This window comes from Bifidobacterium catenulatum PV20-2 (genome assembly GCF_000800455.1).
Classification (GTDB): domain Bacteria; phylum Actinomycetota; class Actinomycetes; order Actinomycetales; family Bifidobacteriaceae; genus Bifidobacterium; species Bifidobacterium kashiwanohense_A.
Map to the genome: position 1 here is coordinate 342075 of NZ_CP007456.1, position 15683 is coordinate 357757.

Consider the following 15683-nt stretch of genomic DNA (forward strand, 5'->3'; position numbering starts at 1 on the left):
GGTGTGAGAACCGTATGAGGCCTAAGCGTGGGCGGCGCGATTGCAGCGTGCCGTCGAGGAGCCATTGTGCCTAATACCAATGAGGGCTTCGATCAGGTCGAAGCCGTGGCATCGCCTGAGCATGTCGTGAATGTTGTGAAATTCGAATCGGCCCAGTCTGATCCTGCACCGCGTCGCCGTCGTGGCGGTCGTCGTGTGGTACGTGGGGTTGGAGCCGCCGGCGTGTCTTTGGAATTGAAGGTCGAGGAGCATGCCGCGACCCCGCTGTTCGAAGAGCCGAAGTTGCCGGTTGCGCAGCCTGCACATGATGCCGGTGATGTCGCTGTTTCCAGTGATGATGGCGATTCCGATGGCATGTCTCGCCCGACTCGTCGCCGTCGTCGTTCGGCCCGGCCCGACGATGATGTTCGTGAGATTGCCGATGAGCAGTCGACGCGTACTCGTCGCCGCCGCGCGGTGCAGGTCGAGGATGAGCGGGATGAGGATCGTCTGCGTCGCCGTCGTCGTTCCGTTGAAGATGCGGATGAGTATGACGAGATGCCGCGTCGTCGCCGCCGCAGTGCCGTCGATGATTCCCGTGATGAGGAATCGTTTGAAGAACGTGCGCTTGATGCGGTCGATATGTTGCCGGAAGGCCATGAGGTCCGTCATAATCCGCGTCCGATGATGTCGCTGCTGTTCCAGGAGCCGGTTTTGCCGTCTGTTGCGGATTCCCGTAACAGGTCCGATGATGATCGTGACGATTCTCGTGAATCTCGCAATGATCGCAATATGCAGGATCATGACGATGCGCAGGATGAGGGCCATGCGACCCGTCGTCGTCGCCGTCGTAATCGTGACGTTGCCGACGAAGAGCGTTCCGAAGACAATCGCAGTGAACGCAACGAACGTGACAATCGTAATGATGATGCGGAAAACGATGAGGAAGGCGGATTTCGCAAGTCCCATCGTTCCCGTCGTTTGAACGCGCAGGAACGTCGAGCTGCTGCCGAAGTCGAGCAGATTGAAGAGGATTTGATCCTCGACGATATCACGTACGCGCCTATCGACGACGAAACACGTGGCAGTCGTGGTGACGATGATGATGACGAGCAGCCGACGCGCACCCGTCGTCGCCGTCGTGGCCGTGGCAATCGTGAGGAAGCTGACGAACAGCAGCAGGGGAACGTCGAAGGTGAGTCTCGTCGCCGCCGTGAGGAGGATGATGAGGAAGAGGGCACGGTGACCCGTCGCCGTCGCCGTCGCCGCGGCGGCGCGAAGTCCGAGGAGCAGGAAGAGCCGCTCGTACGCCGTTCCCGCAAGCAGCAGTACATCGACGAGATTACCGATGTCGAGGGTTCGACTCGACTTGAGGCCAAGAAGCAGCGCCGTCGTGACAATCGCCGCGAGCGTAGCCGTCAAAGCCAGCTCATGGAACAGGATTTCCTGGCTCGCCGCGAACATGTGGACCGCCTGATGGTGGTGCGCGAGCGCGAACGCCACACGCAGATTTCCGTGATCGAAGACAACGTGCTTGTCGAGCATTACGTGTCCGACATTCAGGAAGTCGCCACAGTGGGCAACATCTATCTTGGCCGCGTGCAGAACGTGCTGCCGAGCATGGAGGCCGCGTTCGTAGACATCGGCCAGGCGCGCAACGGCGTGCTATATGCGGGTGAGGTGAACTGGGATTCCGCGCGTTTGGAAGGCCAGCCTCGCCGCATCGAACTCGCGTTCAAGTCGGGAGACCCGGTGCTCGTGCAGGTCACCAAGGATCCGATCGGGCACAAGGGCGCACGACTGACCTCGCAGGTCACCCTTGCGGGCCGTTTCCTGGTGCTCGTGCCATCCGGTGGCATGACGGGCGTGAGCCGCAAGCTCAGCGAGCGCGAACGTTCCCGCCTCAAGAACATCGTGTCGAAGGTTGCTCCGAAAGACATGGGCGTGATCATTCGTACCGCTGCGGAAGGCGCTTCCGAAGAGGCGATCACCAAGGATCTCGAAAGCTTGGTGCGCCAGTGGGAACGCATCACCGCCAAGCGTGACGAATTCCTGCACGGCAAGCGTCCGAAGCTGCTGCAAGGCGAGCCGGATGTGGCGATCCGCGTGGTGCGAGACATCTTCAACGACGACTTCTCCAAGATGATCGTTGAAGGTGACCGCGTGTACGGCCGTATCGAGGAATATCTCGACACCATGGCTCCCGACTTGAAGGACAAGCTTGAAAAGTGGGATCCGGCCGAACATGAAGGCAAAGACGTGTTCGACAAGTGGCAGATCGACTCCCAGCTGCGCAAGGGCATGGAACGTCAGGTTTACCTGCCGTCGGGCGGTTCGATCGTGATCGACCGCACCGAAGCCATGACCACCATCGACGTGAACACCGGCCGTTTCATCGGCCGCGGCAAGAGTCTTGAGGAGACGGTGACCCGCTGCAACCTCGAAGCTTCCGAAGAGATCGCACGTCAGCTGCGCCTGCGCGATATCGGCGGCATGGTGATGATCGACTTCGTCGACATGGTCATGCCGGCCAACCGTGATCTGGTGCTGCGCAGACTGGTGGAATGCCTGGCTCGCGACCGTACCAAGCATCAGGTGGCCGAAGTCACCTCGCTTGGCCTGGTGCAGATGACGCGAAAGCGCATCGGACAGGGCTTGGTAGAGGCCTTCTCCGAGGAATGCCCGACCTGCAAGGGCCGCGGATTCATTCTTCACGACGAGCCGACCGTGTCCGCGGATTATGACGATCCGTACGCCTTGAAGGGCGGCGACCCGTTCGTCAAAACCAACAAGCATGGTCACGGCACGGACGTGCAGGTGCCGAAAGGTTCCTCGCCGGACGTGAAGGCCAAACTCGCGCAGATTGCGGCGGCTGCCGTGGCCGCCAACAATGCGGAACTGGGCGAGGAGGCATAGAAGAATAAATGATTATTCCGGTCTGTCAACCTGACACGCCGGAAACAGACTTGCGGTTGTACGCGGGTATGTGTAGATTAGATTGCTGGTGTCTGGCCGCGAGGCTCGAACGTGCCGGGCAGTAAGCTTTCCAAGTTAATAAAGGAACGGATATGTACGCGATTGTGAAGGCCGGCGGCCATCAGGAAAAGGTTGAGGTCGGTGACGTCATCTACGTCAACCGTCTCGAGGCTAAGAAGGGCGAAACCGTGGAATTCCCGGTTGCTCTCGTTGTGGACGGCTCCAAGGTTGTCCTCGGTGCCAAGGATCTCGCCAACGTCAGCGTCAAGGCTGAGGTTGTCAACGATGAGGCCAAGGGTCCGAAGATCAGCATCATGAAGTATAAGAACAAGACCGGCGTTGCTCGTCGCAAGGGCCATCGCCAGCAGCTGACCGCTGTCAAGATCACGGCTATCGCCTGATTGGCGCAGGGTTAGAGTCAAGGACCGAAAGGAACAGACATGGCACATAAGAAGGGCGCGTCCAGCTCGCGCAACGGTCGCGATTCAAACGCGCAATACCTCGGTGTGAAGAAGTTCGGCGGCGAAGCCGTCGTGGCCGGCAACATCATCGTTCGTCAGCGTGGCACCAAGTTCCACCCGGGTGAGAACGTCGGCATGGGCAAGGACCACACCCTGTTCGCCCTCAAGGACGGCAGCGTGAAGTTCGGCGTTCGTCGCGACCGCAAGGTCGTCGACGTGATCGCCGCCTGAAATACGCGCAATCAACGCTTATAAGATAAAGCCGCGCCCGTTGTGGACGCGGCTTTTCTTTATTTTTATGATCGCTGAGGATTGTTTTCCTCCAGTCCGTCCCAAACGTCACGTAACGTTGCATGCAGAACATGCATGCAGACTTGCGAACGGACAATAAATCGGACCGTTTCGAACAAACGATTAAGGTAGATACATGAGTGATTTCGTCGATCGCGTGACCGTCCATGTGAAGGGCGGAGACGGCGGCAACGGTTCCGCCGGCATCCGTAGGGAAAAATACAAGCCGCTGGCAGGCCCGAATGGCGGCAACGGCGGTGACGGTGGTTCCGTGATCTTCTTGGCCGACCAGAACGCCAACAGCCTGCTCGACTACCGTTTCATGCCCCACCGTGAGGCTGGAAGCGGCACCATGGGCTTGGGCGACACCAAAGACGGTTCCAAAGGCGCCGATCTGATTCTGCCCGTTCCCGTGGGCACCGTGATTTTCGAAGCCAAAGGGCCGCAAGGCAAGCCCAAGCATCCGGGCGAACAGCTCGCCGATCTTCGCCACGCCGGCGACAAGTTCGTCGTGGCCGCAGGCGGCAATGGTGGTCTTGGCAACGCCGCACTGGCCAACCGCACACGTCGAGCCCCGGGCTTCGCATTGCTTGGCGAGCCAGGTGAGGAACGCGATGTCATCCTCGAACTCAAATCCATCGCCGACGTGGCATTGGTGGGCTTCCCGTCCGCAGGCAAATCCAGCCTGATCGCAGCCATGAGCTCCGCCAAGCCGAAAATCGCCGACTACCCGTTCACCACGCTCGTGCCGAATCTTGGCGTGGTCATGGCAGGAGACATGCGTTACACCATCGCCGACGTGCCAGGCTTGATTCCGGGAGCCTCGCAAGGCAAAGGCCTCGGCCTTGAATTCCTGCGCCACATCGAACGCACCGAAATCATCGCCCACGTAATCGACTGTGCCACGCTGGAACCCGACCGTGATCCGATGAGCGACTACAAGGCGCTCGAACACGAGCTGGCCGAATATGCAGACAAGCTGGAACTGCCATTGGGCGCGATCCCAATCCCCGAACGCCCCCGCATCATCATCCTCAACAAGGTCGATATGCCGGAAGCCAAGGAATTGGCCGAATTCGTCAAACCGGAATTCGAAAAACTCGGCCTCAACGTGTATGTCATCTCCACCGCATCCCATGAAGGTTTGAAAGAACTCAACTGGGCGTTGGCAGCCATGGTCGCCGACATGCGCAAGGAAGTCGCCAAACGCGAACAGGCCGAAGAAGAAGCGCGTGTGGTTATCAAGCCGCTTGAAGAGCCTCGCAATCGTCGCCGTCGCAACGACGAAGGCGGCACCGCGCTTGACTTCACCGTGGAACGCAAGGAAGCCGGCAACGGCGACGTCTGGTATGAAGTGCTTGGCACCAAGCCGGAACGTTGGGTCATGCAAACCAACTTCGACAACGACGAAGCGGTCGGCTACCTGGCAGACCGCCTCGCCAAGCTCGGTGTTGAAGACGAACTGCGCAACAAGGGCGCCAAGCCGGGTGATGAAGTACGCATCGGCAAGGGTGCGCGAGCCGTGGAATTCGATTGGGATCCGACCATTGCTGCGGGCGCGGAAATGCTCGACGGTGCCCAGCTTGGCGCACGAGGCGTCGACCTGCGACTGCAGGAACAGGACGGTCGTTCGCAGCGCCGCACCAACGCGGAACGCCGTCGCCAGTACCACGAAATGATGGATGCACGCCAAGCCGTGCGCGAAGCCATGATGGCCGAACGCAAGGCCGGACACTGGGCCGATCCTTCCGTGGACGACGACCGACATGACGAAACCAGCTTCTTCGGACGCGGCGAAACCACCGAATCCGAAAACGTGGAACAATAGAAGCAGCAATACGCCCGCTGATGTGCCGATTGGCATGTCGGCGGGTTTTCTTTTCGGCCATTCGAACGCCTGGAGGAACCATGAACACGCCATCGCAAGCCCAAGTGCGCCGAGCCATCGCCGAAGCGCAAACCATCGTGGTGAAAGTGGGATCCAGCTCGCTGACCAAGCCAAGCGGCCACCTCGATCCGGAACGGCTCAACGCGCTTGTGGCGGCCATCGCACGCGTACGACTCATGGGCGGGCGTGTGGTGCTCGTCTCCTCCGGCGCCATCGCAGCCGGATTCGGTTCCCTTGGCTTCGACGCGCGACCAACCGACGTGGCTGACCAGCAGGCATGCGCGGCCGTAGGCCAAGGCCTGCTCATGGCACAATACGAGAACGCTTTCGCACACTACGGACTACGCGTCGGGCAGATCCTCATCACCGTATCCGACACCATCGCGCCACAGCAATACCGCAACGTGCGACGCACTCTCGAAAGACTGCTCGACCTGGGCGCGGTGCCAATCATCAACGAAAACGACTCGCTCGCATCCAATGAAATCCGATTCGGAGACAACGACCGCCTCTCCGCATTGATCGCCAACATCGTTGTCGCCGACGCCCTCGTACTCCTCACCGACGTGGATGCGCTCTACACGGCACCCCCAAGCGAACCCGGATCGAAACGCATCAGCTACGTGCCGAACGTGGAAGACGCGCTCGCCAACGTGCAGGTCGGCGGCACGGGATCAAATGTGGGCACCGGCGGCATGGTCACCAAAATGGAAGCAGCCCGCGTGGCGGCAGTTTCCGGCATTCCCGCAGTGCTCACCTGCGCGTCGAACGCAGGCCCGGCCATGATGGGAGACCCGGTCGGCACCGCATTCGCACCAATCAACGACCGTGGCTCTTCGCGCCGCCTATGGATTGGCTTCGCGGCCCACCCGCAAGGTACTCTGGTGGCCGACGCGGGCGCATCCAACGCGGTGCGTGGGGGAGCGGCCAGTCTGCTCGCAGCCGGAGTGCTCGAAGTGAAGGGCGATTTCGCCGCCGGAGACGCGGTGTGGATCGACAACGAAATGGGAGAGCATCTCGCAAAAGGCCTAGTAGGATTCGACTCCGAAGAGATTCCGCAAATGCTCGGCCGTAATACCGCCCAGCTCAAGCGTTTCCTCGGCGAAGAATACGCACACCCCCTAGTCCACCGCGACAATCTCGTTTTGGTGTAGAAATATTTATCGGCAGGTGTCCGGAGCGTGTCGCATGCCGACTTCTGCCAGTCCCTACCGGACACCAGACAAAGGAACGAAAAGGAAACAGAAAAATCAACCAAATTCTGCCAGAAGGTTGTTGTTTTTCGGGCGGGAGGGTTAGCATGGCAAGCATGACTATGGCTGATTGGCAGACTCTTTCCGAACGTATTAACCGCGTGGCTCCGAGCGCTACTCTGGCCGTTGATTCCAAAGCGAAAGCGATGAAGGCTGAAGGAATCGACGTCATTGGATTTGGCGCGGGCGAGCCGAACTTCCCGACTCCGGCTCCGATTGTCGCAGCTGCGGCCGAAGCGGTGCAGGATCCGAAGAACTATCGTTACACCCCAACGGCAGGTTTGCCGGAACTACGCAAGGCAATCGCAGAAAAAACGTTGCGCGATTCCGGTTACGAAGTCGATCCGAACCAGGTTATCGTAACCAACGGTGGCAAGCAGGCCGTGTACTCGGCATTTCAAATCCTGCTTGACGAAGGCGACGAAGTCATCATTCCGACGCCGTATTGGACGAGCTATCCGGAAGCGGTGAAACTGGCCGGAGGCGTGCCTGTCGAAGTGTTCGCTGGTGCCGACCGCAATTTCGAACCAAGTCTTGAAGATCTCGAAAAAGCGCGTACCGAACGTACGAAAGCCATCATCGTGAACACGCCGAACAATCCGACGGGTGCCGTATGGAAGCCGGAAACCGTCAAGGCGATCGGTGAATGGGCGGTGGAACATCATGTGTGGGTGATTTCCGACGAAATCTACGAGCATCTCAACTACGATGGCGCAAAAACCACGTATGTCGGCGCTGCAGTGCCCGAAGTGCGTGGTCAGCTGCTGGTACTCAACGGCGTGGCCAAAACGTATGCCATGCCCGGCTGGCGTGTCGGCTGGATGATCGCTCCTCTCGACGTGGCCAAGGCCGCGTCCAAGCTGCAGGGGCATATGACGTCCAACGTGAACAATATCTCCCAACGCGCCGCAATCGCGGCCGTGTCCGGCTCGCTCGATGCAGTGTACGAGATGCGCGAGGCTTTCGACAAGCGCCGTCAGACCATCGTCGCCGCGTTGAACGATATTGAGGGTGTGAACTGCCCGACGCCGACCGGTGCATTCTATGCGTTCGCCGATGTGAGCGCCCTGCTGAACAAGCCGCTCGGCGCAAGCAAGACCTCCTATGCGAGCACGTCCGAGCTGGCTGCGGCATTGCTTGACGAAGGCCATGTAGCGGCCGTTCCAGGTGAAGCGTTCGGTGCTCCCGGCTACCTGCGATTCTCGTATGCGCTTGCCGACGACGATCTGGTCGAGGGCATGAAACGCATGAAGCAGTGGGTCGAAGCCTGATACTGACCTGACTGAAGCTTTTCGTACGATTCGCACCACGGTGACATGCCGGGTGCGAATCTTTTTTTCGTTGGAAAATAGCGGTTTTGAGAGGTTTCTTTAAAAAACGGTTGGACTAAGTCGCAAATACCCGCTATTATTTCGACTTGGCGGTTTTGCCGCTTACTTCTTGCGTGGTTTTTCGCATAAAATCCTCGCCAGCAAGTAGAAACGGCAGAGTACACCTAGGGAAGTGGCGCAATTGGTAGCGCAACGGTCTCCAAAACCGTAGGTTGTGGGTTCGAGTCCCGCCTTCCCTGCCAAGCTTCTTGCAACAAGCTCAGCGGAGGATTATTATGGCGAAGGCAAAAAATAGCGAAAAGGCCGTTAAGCCGAACATCTTCATGCGAATTGGCTTGTTCATCAAACAGATTATCGACGAACTCCGCAAGGTCGTAACCCCAACCAGCAAAGAGCTGTTCTTCTGGGCGCTCGCCGTGTTCATTTTCGTGCTGTTCCTGATGGCACTGGTCACCGGCATGGACTACGGTCTGGGCAAGCTGACCCTGTGGATCTTCGGCTGAGCAACAACTTGAAGGTGAAACTGCATGACTGACGAAGTGTTTTCCGACAACCTCGACGAGGCTCCTGAAGCTGATCTCGAGGCCGTGGCCGCCGTTGAGGCGCTGCCGGCCGAAGGCGAAAGCGTTCAGGAAACCGCCGATGAGACCGTTGAGGCAGAGCCGACTGCCGAAGTCGCTTCCGATGAGTCCGAAGAGGGCGAGAAAGACGACGAACAGGATGCCGGCGCCAAGGCCGTCGAAGACTTCTCCAACAGCCTGCGCACCCTCGAAGGCAAATGGTATGTGCTGCACACCTACTCCGGCTACGAGAAGCGTGTGAAGACCAACGTTGAATCCCGTGTGGCGAGCTTCGGCATGGAAGACAAGATCTTCCAGATTGAAGTGCCGATGGAAGAGGTCGAAAAGCACACTGAAAAGGGCAAGAAGGTCATCACCCGCGTGCGTGTTCCCGGCTACGTGCTGATTCGCATGCTTCCGGATGAGAACGCCCGTCGTATCGTTCGTGAAACCGAAGGTGTCACCGGCTTCGTTGGCCCGACCAAGGAACCGGCGCCGCTGAGCCGCAAGGAAGTCGTTTCCATGATGGCTCCAATGATCGCCTCCGAAGCGCTCAAGAAGGCTGGCGACAAGCCGGCCGCCAACAAGAAGCGCGTCCTTGAAGTCTCCTACGCCGTTGGCGATCAGGTCACCGTCACCGACGGTCCGTTCACCACCATGGCAGCTGTCGTCTCCGACGTTGAGCCTACCACCCAGAAGCTCACGGTGCTCGTGTCCATCTTCGGTCGCGACACGCCAGTGGAGTTGGGCTTCAACCAGGTAGAAAAACTGTCCTGAAATTTAATAGTCGCACGCATTATTAAATTCAGTAAGCAATAAGGATTTTGAAAGACCCCGCATGGTGCGGGGTCTTTTTTGTCTGGGGGAGTGGGCACAATGGGAAAGCTTGTGTCTGGAGGGTTTGGCGTGCCTGAATGAGGGTACGGAATCCGCTAGCACAGCACAGCAATATACGTTGCGGAAGGAACCGGACGCGGGAGACCTACTCCGGTGCCGCTACCACCGCTTCTACAGAAAGAAGAACCATACAATGGCTCCTAAGAAGAAAGTCTCGGCGCTTCTCAAGCTCCAGATTCAGGCTGGCAAGGCCAACCCGGCCCCGCCGCTGGGCCCGGCACTGGGTTCCCATGGCGTGAACATCATGGACTTCTGCAAGCAGTACAACGCTGCCACGCAGGACAAGATGGGCCAGGTCATCCCTGTTGAGATCACCGTTTTCGAAGATCGTTCCTTCACTTTCATTCTGAAGACCCCGCCGGCGGCAGCTCTGCTGAAGAAGGCCGCGGGCATCCAGAAGGGTACCGAAAACCCGCTGACCCACAAGGTCGGCTCCGTCACCAAGGCTCAGGTCCGTGAGATCGCCGAAATCAAGATGGCTGATCTGTCCGCACGCGACGTCGAAGCCGGCATGAAGATCATCGAGGGCACCGCCCGCTCGATGGGTATCACGGTTACCGACTGAGAGGAGAGGGACAAATGGTAAAGCGTTCCAAGAAGTACCGCGAAGCTTCTGAGAAGATCGATCGCAACAATCTTTACACCGCTAACGAAGCCATCGCTCTCGTCAAGAGCATGCCGGAGTACAAGTTCGATCAGACCGTTGAGGCCGTGCTGCGCCTGAACGTGGATCCGCGCAAGGCCGACCAGCTGGTCCGCGGTTCCGTCAACCTGCCGAACGGCACCGGTAAGACCGCCAAGGTCCTCGTGTTCGCCCGTGGCCCGAAGGCCACCGAGGCTCTCGAGGCTGGCGCCGACATCGTCGGTGACGACGATCTCGTGCAGAAGGTCGCCAACGGCTTCCTTGACTTCGATTCCGTGGTGGCTACTCCGGACATGATGGGCAAGGTCGGCCGCCTCGGTCGCGTGCTCGGTCCGCGTGGCCTCATGCCGAACCCGAAGACCGGCACCGTGACCATGGACGTCACCAAGGCCATCAAGGACATCAAGGGCGGCAAGGTCGACTTCCGCGTTGACAAGAACGGCAACCTGAGCTTCCTCATCGGCAAGCTCTCCTTCACCGAGCAGGCTCTCGACGAGAACTTCAAGGCTGTTGCCGACGAAATCAAGCGTCTGAAGCCGTCCACCGTGAAGGGTCGCTACGTCACCAAGGCGACCATCACCTCCACGATGAACCCGGGCGTCCCGGTTGATCCGACGGTCATCGCCTGAGCAATATAGCTTGCAAATAGCTTCTATATAGCTTGCAAAAGACCCGCATCCTGCCCCAACGCGAGATGCGGGTCTTTTCGTATATATCTTGCGATTATCTATCTCATTCAATAAATAATGATCCTGCAATCGTCTGAATATCAAAGGATCTCAATGAAACCAGATATCAGATAGATATTAAAACAGAGAAGTGATTTCAACGATCGCGCATACGGCCAATTGCAAGCGCGGTCGTCAACACGTATGCGTCGCGCGGATCGGTCGCATCCCAACCGGTCGTTTCCGCGGCACGCTTCAAACGATAACGCACCGTATTCGGATGTACGTTCAAATCCTTCGCGGTGTTCTCCAATGAACTGCCGTTCCTTAAAAACGTGGAAACCGTCACAAATGTCGGATCGTCGGGATTGTCGCCATGAAGCACCCGATACACGTTCTGATACAGCTCCTCACGAGCGTAGTCATCGCCCAAAAGCGCCCTTTCAGGCAGCAATTCGTCGGCGCGCAACGGGCGTGACGGCGAGGCCAAAGCGGGAGCTGCCTGCAGCGAGAACAAGGTTTCACGCAACACATGCGAGGCACCGACGACGCCGGAACGTACCGGGCTCAAATACACCGGCTCATCCTCACTGAACGCGGACATGACAGACGTGCACGTCACTTCGGCGGTGGCGGCCCCCATCTGGCAGACCAACACCAGTAGAAAACTGCCGTACGTGCCGACGACCGCATGCTCCCCACCCAAATCACGCACAGCATTGCGCGCGACCAGCGAAGCCGAGGCGGGACTTACCTTCGGTGTGCCGCCAATCGCGAAGCAATCGAAATTTCCACGCCATCCGAGCACGTTCATCAACGAGGCGACGCGATCATCCGTAAGATTCGTCATCAGGCATTCAAAAGCGAGCCGTTCGATGGTCGAGTCGTCGGTGTGCCCTGCCAGAAGGTCGAGAATGTCTGTCTGATCGGAGTTCATAAGCGTCAAGTGTAGCCGTCTATCCAACGAATCGCTGAACGGGCGGCGACAACAAGGTGAGGCTCATTCGGGGAGTGCCGCTATTATGCCGCTTATGAGCGAAGTCAAAAAAACCGGAAAGCGTGGCGAAAAGGTCGGCATATTCCTCAGCTGGACGCTGGCCGTGCTGGCGTGCCTGTGGGTGGCATGGTGTTGCGCCATCGGGCCGTTATATTGGTTCGATGGCGGACTTTCCGATTTTGGCTGGCTGAACGTGCTGTATTTGGCGGTCGCTTTCGCAATATGTTTTTCGATTGTCATCGCGCTGGTCAGATTCGGACACGGCCGTCGCGTGCTTCCGCGATATTTCGTACGTCGGTATGAAAGACTATGCGACGAGATTGCGGGAACGCCAACCACTGTGCTTGGCATTATGTTGCGACACCTGCATGACGCTGCGCACAGTCGTCCAGGGCGTGCCCTCCATGCGATGATCGTATGGCTTGGGCGCAAACTGACCCGTTGCACCGACTGCTGGTGGAAACTCATGCTGGTGTTCGTGATCGGCTGGCTGTGGGTGCCGACCACGCTATTGGCCGCATTCGGCGCCGACATACGTTCGCAAATCCGCGAATTCAGCTGGGCGTTGAACCAGTGGATGGGTCTGAAGCAGCCGTATATCGGCTTCTTCTCGTTCGTACCCATGGATATCTACCCGACCGCGCATTATATGTGGCCGGATAATCCCACGTACCTGACCGATCAGCATAACGTTGTGCTCACCGTGTTCTACGGCGCGGTGGCGGCGGTTTCCCGCTATTTCACCGACTCCAACGATGCGGGCATTGTGGTGCTTGCCGCATTGCAATGGCTGTTCGCCGCATTCTGCTGTTCGGCGACCGCCAACCGATTCTTCAACCTGCCGTGGCGCAGGCTCGGCGTCGGCGCATTCGACTTCTCGCACCCGGAACGCCACGATTGCTGGAATATGCGCGATTACACGCATCCCGAAGCGGGCGTCGTGGCACGCCCCTCCAGACTGCGGGCCGGTGCGAAAACCCGATTCGTGATACTTCTGTTCTTCATGGTGTGCCCGCTTGCGGTGTTCGCCACGATTTCCCTGACGAAATCGCCGCTGTTCGCTTTCGCATTCGTATGGTGGTTCGGCGTGTGGTACGAACTGCATATGACGCACATCAAAGCGCTGTCCACCATCAACGGCAAGCCGACTCGTCTGCGCAAACGCTCGATAATGGCACTCACCATCTCGAGCTGTGTGATGCTCATCAGTGCGAAATACGCGTGGTACATCATTCTCTTCGCCCTGATCCTGGCGCTCATCAACGATCGAAAACGTTGGAAAACCTATCTTGTGGCACTGCTGCTGCCGATCATCCTCATTCATGGCGGCATCGTATTCCTCACCAACACGGGTGCCATCATCGGTGGCGACCCGATCGAAAGCCGGGGCATCCAACTGCAGCAGATTGCGCGCGTTGCCAAATACAATCCAAACGGCATTCCGGCGGACGCAGCGAAAAAGCTCGAACCCGTCTTCAACCTCGACCAAATGGCCGAAGCATACTCCTGGCAGGACGCCGACCCGGTGAAATCCTCCGGTATCCAATCGAAAAAAGTCAGCTACAAGTGGCGTACCGTCACCGAAGACGACATGAAGAACTTCAACAAGGCATGGCTTGAAATCGTCGTCGCGAATCCCGTGATCGCACTCGACGCGTTTTTCGCGGAGTGTTTCGGCTATTTCGACGTGGCCGACTTACCGTACGTGTCGATGGACTACTACGTGGACAACGATTACGTGCAGAGTGGCAATAAGTGGATACACTTGTACAACCACGATTGGCGCGATGCGGTGGCCGGTTTCGCCAAAGGATGGGGCAATATTCCCGTGATCGGCTGGGTGACGCACGGCAATCTGTACGTAACGTTAATGCTACTGGTCGGCGCTGCCGAAGTGGTGCTGCGACGGTGGCGTTCGCTGTCGTGGCATCTGCCCTTGCTGCTGCTCATGGGCGTGATGATTACCGCTCCGGCCAACAATTTCGAACGGCATATGCTGCCGGTCGCGTTCGTGTTCGGTTTCGTATGCCTGCAATTCTGGCGCGAGTCGCGTAATGCGCGGCTGGCGGCCAATGCGAACGTGGCCAGCGAGCATGAGGCCAGCCAAGTGCTGCAGGACGAATAGCGTCTGCGCGATTGTTGTGCTGGCTGTTGCGTTGCGTCGAACATACCATAGTAGATAGGGAGTAATGATGGCGATTTTGGATTCGGCAATGATTATGCCGCGTACTTGTGCTGCGGCGGATCAGGTGCTGCTGCTCGACACCGTGGGATCCACGAATACGTATGCCGCGGATTTGGTGCGCGAGGGAGTGCTGTTCGGTACGCACGGCGCGAATGGCGTGAATGCGGGGAAGTCTGCGTGGAGCGGGCATGAAATCGTGGCCATTGCGGCGAATGAGCAGACGGCAGGTCGCGGGCGTCTCGACCATACGTGGACGAGCGTTCCGGGGGAGTCGTTCATCGTGTCGCTGGTGGTAAGCGTTCCTGTTTCGATTATGCGCGATTTATCCGTCAGCGGTTGGCTGCAAATGATCGCCGGTTGCGAAGTGCGCGATGCGATTGTTGGTGCGGTACGCGATTGCGGCGGCGGTTTTGACGAGAATATCGGAGGTATTTCGTTGAAATGGCCGAACGATATTTTCGTGGACGGACGGAAGCTCGGTGGCGTTCTCGCTGAAATGGTGCCGATTACGGGTTGCGGAGATCGCGTCGCCATTGTGATCGGCGTCGGTTTGAATCTTGCCATCGCGCAGGAACGATTGCCGATAGACATGGCCATGTCATTGCAGTTGATTGTGCATAATCTGCCGGATGCTGCCGTTATGCGTGATGCGATCGCCGCACGTTGGGTGCAAGGATTGCGCTCGCGGTTGGCCGATTTCGAGGAGGATCCCCATCGTGAGGCCGTGCGCGCCAGAGAGGCCATGATTCCGATCTGTTGGACGCTTGGCAAATCTTGCGAAGCGCATTTTGTGGACGGAACCACCCTGCGGGGCAAGGCCGTCGCTTTAAACGACGACGCCTCCCTGACCATTGAGGATCAGGAAGGCGTGTTGCGTCGGGTGAGCACGGCTGATGTGGGCGTGCTCAGCAAGTGAGGAAACGTTCGTAACGAGTTCCACTCACTTCAGCTTGGCAAGACCTGCGACCACGGCGGAAGCGACAACGGCCTTGACCGCGTCGCCGGCAATGAATCCCATGGAAGCCATCGCGACGATCGGCAGCGCAACGCCGGTAATGGCGGACTGCACGATGAAGCCAAGCAGATAGTCAAGCACAATGCAGCCGGCGACGCAGGCGAACAGATAACGTGCGGCGGTCAGCGCACCGTGCTTCAGCGAATCGGTGCGGGCCTCGCCCTTGAGCAGCGAAGTGACGACGGCCGCCGGCAGGAAGCCGATCAGGAAGCCGGCGCTCGGGCCGACCAATGCCATGGTGGAAGCGCCGCCTGCGAACACCGGCAGGCCGACCGCGCCTGCCGCCAGATACATGAGCATCGCGGCACCGGCCTGCTTCCACGGCAGCATCAGCGCGGCCAGCATCACCACAAACGTCTGCAAGGTGATCGGCACGGGCGTGCCCGGAATCGGTACGGCGCCGGCCGCGGAAGCCGCCCACATGAGCACGGCGAACAGCGCGGGCTTAAGTACGGATCCAAGAGTGCCGCTGGTAGCGGTTTTCAGTGTGGTTTTGAGCGTCAGCATTGCGTTACGCACGATAATTCTCCTTGAGTTTG

Annotated in this window: 14 protein-coding genes and 1 tRNA gene; 13 read left to right on the top strand and 2 right to left on the bottom strand. The window is 58.6% G+C overall.

Translation table 11 applies throughout. From position 1 onward, the window contains the following. Nucleotides 1-66 precede the first annotated feature (66 nt). The 11 genes from AH68_RS01345 to rplA all read left to right on the top strand — a co-directional run bounded on the left by AH68_RS01345 (nucleotide 67) and on the right by rplA (nucleotide 10908). Complete coding sequence (locus tag AH68_RS01345) at nucleotides 67-2895, top strand: Rne/Rng family ribonuclease (RefSeq protein WP_039196936.1); 2829 nt, start codon at nucleotides 67-69, stop codon at nucleotides 2893-2895. 152 nt (nucleotides 2896-3047) lie between these two features. Next, complete coding sequence (rplU, locus tag AH68_RS01350) at nucleotides 3048-3356, top strand: 50S ribosomal protein L21 (protein WP_003836136.1); 309 nt, start codon at nucleotides 3048-3050, stop codon at nucleotides 3354-3356. A 39-nt stretch (nucleotides 3357-3395) separates the two neighbouring features. Continuing rightward, entirely contained in the window at nucleotides 3396-3647 is a 252-nt protein-coding gene (gene rpmA / locus AH68_RS01355; protein WP_003807757.1) for a 50S ribosomal protein L27, read from the top strand. Nucleotides 3648-3843: 196 nt separating this feature from the next. After that, nucleotides 3844-5535: a GTPase ObgE gene (gene obgE / locus AH68_RS01360; RefSeq protein WP_039196950.1), complete on the top strand. Its 1692-nt coding sequence runs from the start codon at nucleotides 3844-3846 to the stop codon at nucleotides 5533-5535. Nucleotides 5536-5615: 80 nt separating this feature from the next. Continuing rightward, on the top strand, nucleotides 5616-6749 hold the full coding sequence (proB, locus tag AH68_RS01365; RefSeq protein ID WP_039196955.1) for a glutamate 5-kinase: 1134 nt from the start codon (nucleotides 5616-5618) through the stop codon (nucleotides 6747-6749). A gap of 146 nt (nucleotides 6750-6895) precedes the next feature. Further along, complete coding sequence (locus AH68_RS01370) at nucleotides 6896-8119, top strand: pyridoxal phosphate-dependent aminotransferase (protein WP_039196957.1); 1224 nt, start codon at nucleotides 6896-6898, stop codon at nucleotides 8117-8119. A gap of 226 nt (nucleotides 8120-8345) precedes the next feature. Further along, nucleotides 8346-8421: transfer RNA gene (locus AH68_RS01375), tRNA-Trp, on the top strand. A gap of 33 nt (nucleotides 8422-8454) precedes the next feature. Next, nucleotides 8455-8682, top strand: a complete 228-nt coding sequence (gene secE, locus AH68_RS01380) for a preprotein translocase subunit SecE (RefSeq protein ID WP_003836126.1) — start codon at nucleotides 8455-8457, stop codon at nucleotides 8680-8682. Between the two features lie 24 nt (nucleotides 8683-8706). Beyond that, nucleotides 8707-9516, top strand: a complete 810-nt coding sequence (gene nusG, locus AH68_RS01385; protein ID WP_039196962.1) for a transcription termination/antitermination protein NusG — start codon at nucleotides 8707-8709, stop codon at nucleotides 9514-9516. Nucleotides 9517-9769: 253 nt separating this feature from the next. Further along, a complete protein-coding gene (gene rplK / locus AH68_RS01390) occupies nucleotides 9770-10201 on the top strand; it encodes a 50S ribosomal protein L11 (RefSeq protein ID WP_022245020.1) in 432 nt (143 codons plus the stop codon). Between the two features lie 14 nt (nucleotides 10202-10215). Then, nucleotides 10216-10908, top strand: a complete 693-nt coding sequence (gene rplA / locus AH68_RS01395) for a 50S ribosomal protein L1 (protein WP_039196963.1) — start codon at nucleotides 10216-10218, stop codon at nucleotides 10906-10908. A 196-nt stretch (nucleotides 10909-11104) separates the two neighbouring features. Here the strand turns inward: rplA and AH68_RS01400 are convergent, their stop codons facing one another. Further along, entirely contained in the window at nucleotides 11105-11884 is a 780-nt protein-coding gene (locus AH68_RS01400) for a PucR family transcriptional regulator (RefSeq protein ID WP_039196965.1), read from the bottom strand. Nucleotides 11885-11969: 85 nt separating this feature from the next. On the opposite strand from AH68_RS01400, the gene AH68_RS01405 reads away from it, so the two are divergent. Next, the gene (locus tag AH68_RS01405) at nucleotides 11970-14069 is read left to right on the top strand and encodes a DUF6020 family protein (RefSeq protein WP_039196966.1); all 2100 of its coding nucleotides are present in this window, start codon (nucleotides 11970-11972) and stop codon (nucleotides 14067-14069) included. A gap of 64 nt (nucleotides 14070-14133) precedes the next feature. Further along, nucleotides 14134-15045 (top strand): biotin--[acetyl-CoA-carboxylase] ligase, encoded by a 912-nt coding sequence (locus tag AH68_RS01410; RefSeq protein ID WP_081995846.1) that lies wholly within the window; start codon nucleotides 14134-14136, stop codon nucleotides 15043-15045. Nucleotides 15046-15069: 24 nt separating this feature from the next. Here the strand turns inward: AH68_RS01410 and AH68_RS01415 are convergent, their stop codons facing one another. Next, nucleotides 15070-15651: a biotin transporter BioY gene (locus AH68_RS01415; RefSeq protein ID WP_039196970.1), complete on the bottom strand. Its 582-nt coding sequence runs from the start codon at nucleotides 15649-15651 to the stop codon at nucleotides 15070-15072. Nucleotides 15652-15683: the final 32 nt, after the last annotated feature.

Bases quoted from the DNA above. Each gene is read 5' to 3' on its own strand.
- rplU (WP_003836136.1), top strand. From the start codon at position 3,048: ATGTACGCGATTGTGAAGGCCGGCGGCCATCAGGAAAAGGTTGAGGTC.
- rpmA (WP_003807757.1), top strand. From the start codon at position 3,396: ATGGCACATAAGAAGGGCGCGTCCAGCTCGCGCAACGGTCGCGATTCA.
- obgE (WP_039196950.1), top strand. From the start codon at position 3,844: ATGAGTGATTTCGTCGATCGCGTGACCGTCCATGTGAAGGGCGGAGAC.
- proB (WP_039196955.1), top strand. From the start codon at position 5,616: ATGAACACGCCATCGCAAGCCCAAGTGCGCCGAGCCATCGCCGAAGCG.
- AH68_RS01370 (WP_039196957.1), top strand. From the start codon at position 6,896: ATGGCAAGCATGACTATGGCTGATTGGCAGACTCTTTCCGAACGTATT.
- secE (WP_003836126.1), top strand. From the start codon at position 8,455: ATGGCGAAGGCAAAAAATAGCGAAAAGGCCGTTAAGCCGAACATCTTC.
- nusG (WP_039196962.1), top strand. From the start codon at position 8,707: ATGACTGACGAAGTGTTTTCCGACAACCTCGACGAGGCTCCTGAAGCT.
- rplK (WP_022245020.1), top strand. From the start codon at position 9,770: ATGGCTCCTAAGAAGAAAGTCTCGGCGCTTCTCAAGCTCCAGATTCAG.
- rplA (WP_039196963.1), top strand. From the start codon at position 10,216: ATGGTAAAGCGTTCCAAGAAGTACCGCGAAGCTTCTGAGAAGATCGAT.
- AH68_RS01400 (WP_039196965.1), bottom strand. From the start codon at position 11,884: ATGAACTCCGATCAGACAGACATTCTCGACCTTCTGGCAGGGCACACC.
- AH68_RS01405 (WP_039196966.1), top strand. From the start codon at position 11,970: ATGCCGCTTATGAGCGAAGTCAAAAAAACCGGAAAGCGTGGCGAAAAG.
- AH68_RS01410 (WP_081995846.1), top strand. From the start codon at position 14,134: ATGATGGCGATTTTGGATTCGGCAATGATTATGCCGCGTACTTGTGCT.
- AH68_RS01415 (WP_039196970.1), bottom strand. From the start codon at position 15,651: ATGCTGACGCTCAAAACCACACTGAAAACCGCTACCAGCGGCACTCTT.